The sequence below is a fragment of the Butyrivibrio proteoclasticus genome (genome assembly GCF_900115735.1).
Taxonomy (GTDB): Bacteria; Bacillota; Clostridia; order Lachnospirales; family Lachnospiraceae; genus Butyrivibrio; species Butyrivibrio proteoclasticus_B.
Map to the genome: position 1 here is coordinate 1 of NZ_FOXO01000057.1, position 7,746 is coordinate 7,746.

Sequence of the window (7,746 nt, forward strand, 5' to 3'; positions counted from 1 at the left end):
ACTGCTATCTTCATCATATGACGGAGCGTTGCCTGGCCTTTTCTGATTCTTTCATATGTTGCATAAAGATCAGAAAGGTCCATCTCCTCCACGAATGCGCTTACCAGGCGTACCGGATCGTCATCTGCTACTGATAGGTCTATGTCGAGCGGAAGTTTTATTTGATGATTTAAGGAAGAAAGGCTATAATTTCCTTGTAAGATTTTATTTAGTAGCATAAATATATTTTACAGCAAAAACCAGGCTTTTCGAAGCCTGGTTTTTGTGTTTTGGGCATAAAAAGGGAGCTGAGCACTAATTACTTAGTGCGACAGCCCCTTTTTTATCCAACGTCAAGCAAGTCAACATGTTTCCGGGATTGCCAGTTTTTTAAATTGATATACATTGAGGTATGGATAAACCATTGCTCTTCATAAGCTCCTCTGATAAAGCGTGACAATTCTTTTTCATCAAATATGGAATTTCCATAGCTGAGGCATTCTCTTCCGGAGCTAAACACATACTGCATAACTTTTACTAAATCATGTCCACGACAGATTTCCCAGAAATCATAATTGTTATGTGATTCACCAATGACTCTAGATTTTAACGTTTCTGTATTGATTTTAATGCCAGAATTATTGATCACAGCTTCTTGGTAATGCTGATAATCGAATTCTAAATCTTTATTTATAAATTCAGTAATAGTAACGCTCTTAAACCTTAACCCAATATCGTATTTTTGATTGGTCAACCTTGCATATATCAAATACTTTTTGGAGCAGGGCAGGAATATGAACATTATTATATGAATCGACTTTGGCAGGGTCAGAATATTCTAGCATTACTTTTTGGACTGCTTTTTCCACCATAAGAATACTGGATTCCATGTCGGTTCAGTCTGTATAAAAAAGGTTTTCAATACTAGGATCTCCGTGCAATAGTTCGTCATAGTCTTTGTCTACTAAGGCAACAACATTTTTTAGGCGAGAATTGTTTTCTACCTTTCTCATCAGTTCACATACCTTTTTCTTGCCCTTACAAAATCCAACATGAACGTTTGGTTTTACCAGTCTTGAAATAAGTTTAATATCATCTTGCCCTTCTACATATATAAAAATAGCATCTTTGTCGACTTCTCGAAGCATAAGCATTTCACTAATGCTGCGATCGGGAGATATGTAATCAGACATGTTAACTGCCATAGTATTTAGTCCTCCTCATCATCTTCATCGACTGGAGTGCCATCCAGATTAACAAGCAAATCCCAATGTCCATTAACAATGTCTGGTGAATGTGTTGCTATAACTGCGTAGAGCCTATTTTCTTTACATATTTCAAGCAAAGAAGATATAAAGTGTTGCTGCCAAGAAATATGCAATGATATCTCTGGTTCATCAATCATGACTAGAGAATCTTCTTTAGAATTGAATATCAAGTTATAAAAAAGTATTACGGCGTGCTTTTCACCAGAAGATAACCGCTCTAGGGGAATTTCTCGGCCATCATTAGTCAGGAATTTCAATGCCTTAGGGGCAGCCTTTAATGCAGCGTATGGGTTTATAGAATGTGACTTATTTGTCTGAATTACGAGCTTCTTGTTTGCGAATGCATTGCTTTCATTGATCGCCTTAAGAAGCAAATCAATTTGCACTTTCAATTTATCATATGCAGCTAACTTTTTCTTATTGTCTTCGATGTAGATTTCTAGCACAGGTAAAGCATCTGTTGGAAAGTCTTCATCAGAGGAGAAACGCAAAGTTTCTCTGTCGTCAACAATAAGACCTATTTTTTCAAGATCTTTTCTCTTTTGCTCTAGTTCTTGGAGCTGCTCGCGTATTTGTTTTGCATCACGCTTCTGAGTGTTTTTATATAGATCTATAACTCTCTGTGGGAATGTTCGATCTAGTGCTTCAGATACTTCCTCTTTAGTTCTTTTGTTATTATTAATTCTGTCTCTTAAGTCCCAAGCACATTCTGTGATAGCTTCGATTTTTAAATCACCTTCACGATCAGAATCATGAGAACTGCTATATCTATTTCGAACCCCTATTCTTCGAGATTCATTACTATTAATGTACAATCTATCAGCTTTGATGAAGTTAACAGGTATCTGTATTATAAGATCTAGGAATGAGATTTTTGGTAAGGTGAATCTTGTCCGCGCAAATGGATGGAGCGGCAAAGAGACGAAGGTTAATAATGATAGGGTCTCTGACTTAAAGCTCCTTATTTCGGAGTATGAAGAGAAGCTTTCTTCTGAGATGAAGATGGATAAGGTCTCAAAAGAGAAATATGTTTTAGAAAAGCTTCGTTCTTTTGCAGATATCAAGGCTGAACTCAGACTTATCTTTTCTGCAGACATGTCATACCTTGCAGAGGATGTTAACAACCTAACTATAATATCTGGATTTCTCCGGAGCTAAAGGATAGTGATTTTGAAGAAGAGTATTTGCTTGATAATCTTCTTGATATCAAATATTACGAAAAGGAAGATTTTGATGGAAGGCATTCCTTCAACTACTATGTTGGAACAAGGAAGGATTCTTTAAATGCTTGGGAAGATGATGAAGCGGAAAAATCAAGGTATGGCGGGCTGACTCCAAAGGAATGGTATTATGCAGTGGCGGATTGTAGAGACGATGGACTTTTTAAGCTTCCGCTTGATGATGAAGTGTACTTTGTTGGATGGTTAAGGAAGAAGGTACCCTATTTTTCATATGAATACTATGGTGGACATCCATGGGATATCATTAACAAGTATTCATTTTCACTTAGATTATGCGTTGTTCCGGAATTGGATTCAGATAAGTGCAAGCTTATGATTGTTGGTGATTCTGCGGATAGAAGTACCGACATTATTAGGGCTTTTCTTGCCCTAAGGAGAGAAGGCTATGCAGTAGAACTTCAAGGATATGAGGTTTTGACAAATAGATTGCTGGAAAGAGATTATCTGTCAGTTGTAGAAGAAGCGGATCCATCACATCATGGAAGCACAATAGCCGGACATTTTGCCCGTGATGAGATATCTCTTTATAAAATTAAAGATAAGGAGATTCTCGATAAGCTGATACAGGCAACTGAATGGGAAAAACTGGATGAAGTTAAGCTTGCGTGAAGAGAAAATGGGGCAAGAGAGCTTGGGATGCTATATATCTCAGCTCTCTTTTTTCAACCAGAAGTTAAATGAAATGGGAGAAGAATTCGCTTAATATAGATAGCAAAGGAGCCTGGATATGAAACGAGTTTATTCTTTTTACTGCAACATAATGGACAAGCTTGTCGAGAGCTTACGTCTTCATGAAGAGAATTTAAAAATCATTGACCTCAAATATTATAAGTGTCAGAGGAGAAAGAAGAAACTTATTAGCTTTTTCTTTGGGCGATAAATTACGGGGAAGGTGAAACTAATGGAGTGGGAAGAAATAGAAAAACAGAGACTTATCGGAAAACAGCTGATGATTGTGGATTTGATTCATGCAGAGAATGATAAGGCGCAAAAAACAGGATTTTCATTTGTTACGACTGATCATTTGCAGAAATGGTCTGGGATGGAAGAGAGCGAAGTCAAAAAGCTTGTAGATACTTGTGCGTACATGGATGACTTTAATTTGTCGTGTAATGCTGCTAAAGATCTAGACTGCCAGAAAAATGAATTAGAAGGAAGTAATTCCTATTTGTTCTATCTCAATACATTCAGGAGACTGGGAAGTACTGCAATAATTGCTTTAAATAAAGAAGTTATGGAAGATTATTGTAACCATGCAGCGAAAATAAATTACGAACAATATCAAGAGAACTATCCGGAATATCCGGTAGATGAAGCCATGAGTAGTAGTGAAGTTCTCCAAATGGTCTTGGAGCACTATGTCAGATGGTTTGTTAAGTGCTGTAAAAGAGCACTGGAAGACGGATATGATTGGGATGTTGTAGCCAGAATGGCCAAGACGGAGATTTCGGAAGAAAGATTTGCAATTTTGGAGCAGATATGAAGGTGATGGTATGGAGAGTAAAAGAAAGCTACTGTATAGCGATTTTGAGGGGAATGTAAAGGATTTACTGGCATATGTTCACCAGCTTGAGATGGAGCGGGATGATGCACTTGAGAAAGTGCGTAAGTGGAACAGTGAGGATGAAGTTTTCAATGCTCACGTAGAAAGATTGGAAATGGTATCCAGAGTAAACGCAGGCTTTGCTCCTACAGAGGAACAGTGGGATAAGGTGAGAAGCTGGGAGAATTATCACAGCGACGAAATGCATTCGATGCCGGAAATAAAAGAGAAGAGGAAATATATTCCTGGTATGCCTGAATATAGATATGAATTCGTTGAAAACCACTTGGGAGATAAAGTTGGAACAGTAACTTGTCTTACCTGCGCGCGCAAAGCAATGCGTAGAAGTCTTGGCAATAAGTGGCTTTATGAAAGGCTCTGCAAAAAGTACGACGCAGAATATTGTATTGGGGACATTTAACAAAATTGAACCAGAGGTTCAATGCTTTTTGGAATCCATACAAGTATCATATAAGGCAAAGGAGAACTACACTTTATGAATTTGCCTATTACAGTTAATCAAGAAGAATTATTGGAAATACTGCTCAATATTGCGCCGGCGAGACCTGTATTTATCTGGGGAGCGCCGGGGATTGGCAAGTCTGCCTTGGTTGAGAAGTTTGCCATGGAGGTCGGACTTGATTGTGTGTCCTTATTGGGATCGCAGCTTGCACCGGAGGATATTATTGGTATACCTCAGATCAGAGGAGAGACATCAGAGTTTCTTCCGCCTAAGATGAAAGAGCCATACGTTCTTTTTCTGGATGAGCTTAATGCCTGCACCCAGGAGGTTCAAAAGGCGTTCTACTCGCTTATCTATGAAAGGAGGATCGGAGAATATCATCTTCCGGAGGGTAGTGTAGTTATTGGCGCAGGAAATAGGGCGCAGGACTCTGCTATTGTGAAGACCATGTCTAGTGCTCTTATCAACAGAATGTTTCATGTTCAGCTTAAGCCTGACGTTAAGAGCTGGCTTTCTTGGGCCTATGAGAGTGGTATTCATAGTTGGATTACAGATTATATCAATCAGAGACCGGATCATCTATTTTCTGATCCGCCCAAGACCGAGGAGCCTTTTTCCACTCCAAGATCCTGGCATATGCTCAGCGATGCACTAAAAGAGTTTGGAGCAGGAGAAAAGGAAGTTTCAATTGAGGTGATAAGAATGCTGGCCTACGGAAGTGTAAGCGCTAGCCATGCCGGTATGTTTGCGGCATTTGTTAAGCAGCTCGATAACAAGTATCTGCTTGAGGATATTATTAAGGGTGATGCTAAGTGGCCGGACAAGCCTGAGGATAGGGATGTACTGTACTTTCTTGCTCAGTCCTTTAGAGCAAGACTTCTTCATGATCTTCCTGCTCAGAAATCTGAAATTGATAAAAAGACTCAGTACTTTGCCCATAGAGCGAAGGCTCTTTTAAAGGAGCTGGCGCAGCTTAACTATGAGCTTGCGCAGATGGTGGTATCTGCAGATGATGGAAAGATTCTTCCGGAATGGTTTATGGTTGAGATTGTAAGAGATTTGCCACGTCTGGCATCACAGGAAAAGAAGAAAGATGGGAAAACAGCATAAAGAAAAAGAAGATCCAAATCTCATCCAGCTTAAGAAGGGGATAGAACTTTTATCTGAGCATGATGTCTTTGGGCATCTTATAAATTTCAATCTCAGGATTGTTGGCAGAAATGAATTGGGGAAGAAGACACCTGCCAGTTCCAATGCCAATGGTACGATTCTGGTTAATCGGAATGTGAGCCTTTCTCCTAAGCAGTGGGCGTTTGCTATAGCTCACTGCATTTTGCATAATTGCTTCGGACATTATGACGAGGACAAGGTTCCGGGCTATTACGAGGTTGATGAGGCTGGCAAAAAGACCAAGAAGGTGAGTTTCAACAAAAAGCTATGGAATATTGCCTGCGACATATATGTTGATAGATTCCTTCATGATATCAGACTTGGTGAGCCTCTTAACCAGTCACCCGTAGGAGTCATTCCCTTCAGCATCATGGAGGATGAGCAAAAGATATACGACTACCTTATCAGAGAGAACTGGGATGAGGACAATAATGTATACGGTGTAGGTGCGCTGGATTCCATGGACATGATCGGTTTGGAAAAGCCTCTGGTGTACAGGAAGAATCGTTGGGGAGTTCAAGAGCAGAATGAATTTGCCAGCGATTTTGCGTATTATCTGGCAAAGTCTGTTTCCAATGCAATTGATTATGTGGCTGATCATGAGGATGATAATTCCTACGGTAAAAAAATTGCTAATTGGTTCATAAATACGTTTCCGCTTCTGGGAGCGATTGCAGCATCCTTCAAGATTGTGGACGACATAAATGAATGTCGGAAATATGACATCAGTACTGCTGCAGTCGATGCTTACGAGGGAATAATCTATATCAATACCTCAAAAAGTATGTCCGAAGAAGAGTGGCGATTTGTAATGGCTCATGAATTCATGCATGCAGCTCTTTTACATCATACAAGGTCTGCTGGAAGAGACCATTATCTCTGGAATATTGCCACTGATTATGTCATTAATGGCTGGCTAGTGGATATGAAGGTGGGAGTTATGCCAGAGGGAGTCCTGTATGATCCTAAGCTCAAGAATATGTCTGCTGAGGAAATCTATGATGAGATCATACTGGATATGAGAACCTTCATGAAGAAGAATACCTTCAGAGGAAATGGCCAGGGAGACATCATGGGAAAAAGAACTCCCGGCTCCTTTGATGGACAGAGTAGAGGAGTCTCTTTGGATGAATTCTACCGAAATGCTTTGGGCCAGGGTCTTGAGTATGAACTGGCAAGGAGGGGCAGAGGTTATATACCCGCGGGACTTGTTCAAGAGATAAGGGCACTTGCTGTGCCACCTGTGCCTTGGGATGTAAAACTGTCAGAATGGTTCAATGCGCATATTAGGCCGCTTGAAAAGCATAGAAGCTATGCGTATCCTAGCAGGAGACAGAGCAGTACTCCTGATATTCCAAGAGCAAGCTATGTGATCACTGAAACAGATAATGCAGCCAGGACCTTTGGTGTAATTATTGACACTTCGGGATCAATGAATGTGGAAGATATCGGAAAGGCGTTGGGGGCAGTTGCGAGCTATGCGGCGGCAAGGGATGTAATGGCAGCAAGAGTTATCTTTTGTGATGCTGATGCTTACGATGCTGGTTATATGACTCCCGATGAAATAGCAGGAAAAGTCAAGGTTGTTGGACGAGGAGGAACGAGAATTCAGCCTGCTGTAGATCTTTTGCAAAGGACAAGGGATTTTCCTAAGGATGGTCCGATACTTATTATTACCGATGGATGGATAGAAAATCATCTTGAAATAAAGCGTGAACATGCCTATATTCTCCCAACCGGAGGGAGGCTTCCTTTTAGGGCAAGAGGCGAAGTTTTGTTACTATTCACAGCCAATATAGTTGATATGGGGCTGTCGCATTAGATGATTGAATCATCTGGGCGATGGCCCTTTTTCAGGCCTAAAAATCGGTACTTATATCTGCTTTCTGCTCATATCTCATATTTTTAGAGTAACTTAATAGTCCGAAGATATCTTCGGATCAGATACAGGAGTTTGTTTTTTAAGGATCAAAAATTATGCCGTTTTCTTTAGCTCAAAAAGATGAGTTCCTGTTCGGCCGGCCATGATCTTGTGATGCAGTTTATTGATATCGAATCCGATTGCAAGCAACACACTTTGTG

General features: G+C 40.1%; 10 protein-coding genes and 1 pseudogene. 7 read left to right on the forward strand and 4 right to left on the reverse strand.

Annotated features, from left to right (window positions below; genetic code table 11):
- From BM146_RS18550 to BM146_RS18565, 4 genes and pseudogenes are all read right to left on the reverse strand, one after another.
- Positions 1-218, reverse strand: a pseudogene (locus BM146_RS18550) (IS5/IS1182 family transposase); the annotation flags it as partial.
- 104 nt (positions 219-322) lie between these two features.
- Positions 323-748 (reverse strand): hypothetical protein, encoded by a 426-nt coding sequence (locus tag BM146_RS18555; RefSeq protein WP_177201751.1) that lies wholly within the window; start codon positions 746-748, stop codon positions 323-325.
- A 127-nt stretch (positions 749-875) separates the two neighbouring features.
- Positions 876-1,184, reverse strand: coding sequence for a DUF4435 domain-containing protein (locus BM146_RS18560; protein ID WP_074892124.1), 309 nt, complete (start codon positions 1,182-1,184; stop codon positions 876-878).
- A gap of 5 nt (positions 1,185-1,189) precedes the next feature.
- Positions 1,190-2,062, reverse strand: coding sequence for an AAA family ATPase (locus BM146_RS18565; RefSeq protein WP_074892126.1), 873 nt, complete (start codon positions 2,060-2,062; stop codon positions 1,190-1,192).
- Here BM146_RS18565 and BM146_RS19775 point away from each other — a divergent pair.
- From BM146_RS19775 to BM146_RS18595, 7 genes are all read left to right on the forward strand, one after another.
- Entirely contained in the window at positions 2,055-2,405 is a 351-nt protein-coding gene (locus BM146_RS19775; protein ID WP_177201752.1) for a hypothetical protein, read from the forward strand. The genes BM146_RS18565 and BM146_RS19775 overlap by 8 nt on opposite strands.
- Before the next feature lie 26 nt (positions 2,406-2,431).
- Complete coding sequence (locus BM146_RS18575) at positions 2,432-3,097, forward strand: hypothetical protein (protein ID WP_074892130.1); 666 nt, start codon at positions 2,432-2,434, stop codon at positions 3,095-3,097.
- A 118-nt stretch (positions 3,098-3,215) separates the two neighbouring features.
- Positions 3,216-3,368, forward strand: a complete 153-nt coding sequence (locus BM146_RS19780) for a hypothetical protein (RefSeq protein WP_177201753.1) — start codon at positions 3,216-3,218, stop codon at positions 3,366-3,368.
- Positions 3,369-3,389: 21 nt separating this feature from the next.
- Positions 3,390-3,971: a hypothetical protein gene (locus BM146_RS18580; RefSeq protein ID WP_074892132.1), complete on the forward strand. Its 582-nt coding sequence runs from the start codon at positions 3,390-3,392 to the stop codon at positions 3,969-3,971.
- Between the two features lie 10 nt (positions 3,972-3,981).
- Positions 3,982-4,452, forward strand: coding sequence for a hypothetical protein (locus BM146_RS18585; RefSeq protein ID WP_143087544.1), 471 nt, complete (start codon positions 3,982-3,984; stop codon positions 4,450-4,452).
- Between the two features lie 75 nt (positions 4,453-4,527).
- Positions 4,528-5,604, forward strand: coding sequence for an AAA family ATPase (locus BM146_RS18590; RefSeq protein WP_074892136.1), 1,077 nt, complete (start codon positions 4,528-4,530; stop codon positions 5,602-5,604).
- Positions 5,588-7,486 (forward strand): vWA domain-containing protein, encoded by a 1,899-nt coding sequence (locus tag BM146_RS18595; protein ID WP_074892138.1) that lies wholly within the window; start codon positions 5,588-5,590, stop codon positions 7,484-7,486. The genes BM146_RS18590 and BM146_RS18595 overlap by 17 nt, the downstream gene beginning before the upstream one ends.
- Positions 7,487-7,746 lie beyond the last annotated feature (260 nt).